A 2,197-nucleotide genomic window follows, 5' to 3' on the forward strand; every position below is an offset into this window, starting at 1 on the left:
ATAGAAAGTATGGTCTTTCTGAACTTCGCCACCAATGACAGAGACACCGCCGAACGAAATAATTTCATCACCGTTATAAGGAGAAAAACCCGTCGTTTCCAAATCAAAAACTACAATTTCCATCGAGTGCAGCGGGATTTCAAACAGAGAATCCTTCCGCTGTTCTTTTAACATGGAGCGAATAAAAGCCATCTGCTGGGCACTTTGTACATCAAACATGGAGGTAATAGCTGGTGTCAGCCCCCCCATTTTGTACAATTGCCACATACGTCCGCCAGGCCGCATATCTTTCATCCCAATTCACCTCTCCAGCACAAGAAAAATGCAATCCGATCTATCTAACCTTTTTCTCTCTCTATGTGTGAAACAATCGACCTTTTTACATACTTCTGCAATTCAATCCCTGTTCGTAAACATTGTTTTAATTCCTGTTTGACTTCCTTGGTCAATTGATCTGCGGCCAGCTTCCCCCGGGTTGTGTACATCTCACCTTCCATTTGGAATGGAGTCAAGTCCCTAAGTTTAAGCGCTACACCGAATGCTTCTAACCATTCATCCGCTAACTGTTCTGGTATAAACCCGCTATCCCTTAACTGCTTTATTCTTTGCGAGGTGGATGAGTGCATACTTCCAGCTTGGATAGCAAGCAGCCTAATACCATTCACGATAGGTATATAAGCACCATATTTGATATCAAAACCACCCGCATCCTCGCCATACCTCTCGGTAATCAATTGGCCGAAGACACCTAATGATATTTTGTGGTGGAGTGTATTCGATAATAAATAGTTCAAAACACTCGAATTTTCCTGAACATAGGTTAAAATAGTGCCCCTCAGTTGATCGACCAAATTTTGCGATCCGTATATACACCGCATATCCGCCATGATGAGCAGGTAACGGATATTTTCCCATTCAGGTTCCTGCAACCATTCCAGCATCATTTGGGTATATTCTGCTAACGGCTTACGCCATTGTTTGTTGCTAGAAACAACGTTGCCTTCACACGGGGGGTATCCTAATGCATCTAGACCTTGCAGGATACAATCAACCAATTTAATGAAGTATTCTTCCACTTCTTCCTCTTCATGCTTATCACTTTCCCCGTAAACAAGCCCGTTGTCTTGATCACTCCAAAGTGTTTGTTCACTTCGTCCCCCGCTCCCGAACAAAATAAAAGCATACGGCACAGGTGGTTTCCCATAACCCTCATCTTCTAAAATGTGTTCAGCAAGCTCGATCGTCCTCTGTATGAAAGCATCATGAAGGGCGTTCACTTTCCGCCCTAGTTCAGGTGTATGAGAGAAAAGGAGATGCTCCCGAAACATCTCATGCACCTGATCTCTGGTTATTCGCATCTCATCGAACTGTTCCGATAGATAGATACGCTCCAGGATCTGTTCCATTGAGAGATGTTTCATGTTGCATCCCCTTTGCCCAAGTAGAAAGTTATGTGATATTAAACGGACACGCCGTTTTGAGCTGCTTTTTTCATTTGTTCTGGGTAACCGTATGAACCATGTTCAGACAAGTCCAGACCAATGATTTCTTCTTCTTCTGTTACACGTAGACCAACTGTAGCTTTAAGAATTCCTAAGATAATGAAGGAAAGAACAAGTACGAATGCTAATGCTCCGAAAACGCCAAGCGCTTGAATACCTAATTGGTGCAAACCGCCACCGTAGAATAACCCCGCGCCACCTACACCAACTTTAGCAGAAAGTTCAGGAGTTGCGAATAGACCCGTGGAAAGCGTACCCCAGATACCAGCGATACCATGTACAGAGAATGCGTAGATTGGATCGTCGATACCAGCTTTTTCAAACCATTGTGCTGTGAAGAAAGTAACAATACCTGCCACTGCTCCGATAACGATCGCAGCCCAAGTGTCTACGAACGCACACGCTGCTGTAATCGCAACAAGCGCTGCAAGAACACCGTTCAACATACTAGGAATATCCGCCTTACCAAAGTACATCCAAGAAATAATCAGTGCCGCAACGCCGCCTGCCGCAGCAGCCATATTCGTTGTCAACGCGATATAACCGAAGAATCCATCATTCATAGCACTTAGTGTACTACCAGGGTTGAATCCAAACCAACCGATCCATAGGATGATAACACCGAGAACAGACAACACTTGGTTATGACCAGGAATAAGATTTGGCGTTTTATCTTTATTATATTTGCCAATACG

The 2,197-nt window shown here is 44.0% G+C and carries 3 protein-coding genes; all 3 read right to left on the reverse strand.

What is annotated here, in order from left to right:
- The coding region (locus AC1DUA_RS34775; protein WP_477504080.1) for an exonuclease domain-containing protein at positions 1-294 on the reverse strand (294 nt) is incomplete at its 3' end.
- 44 nt (positions 295-338) lie between these two features.
- A complete protein-coding gene (locus tag AC1DUA_RS34780; protein ID WP_477504081.1) occupies positions 339-1,421 on the reverse strand; it encodes a DUF294 nucleotidyltransferase-like domain-containing protein in 1,083 nt (360 codons plus the stop codon).
- A gap of 38 nt (positions 1,422-1,459) precedes the next feature.
- Positions 1,460-2,197, reverse strand: a 738-nt coding sequence (locus AC1DUA_RS34785; RefSeq protein WP_477504082.1) for an ammonium transporter, incomplete at its 5' end; no start/stop codon positions are given.

This window comes from Paenibacillus sp. 01T422, assembly GCF_056398785.1.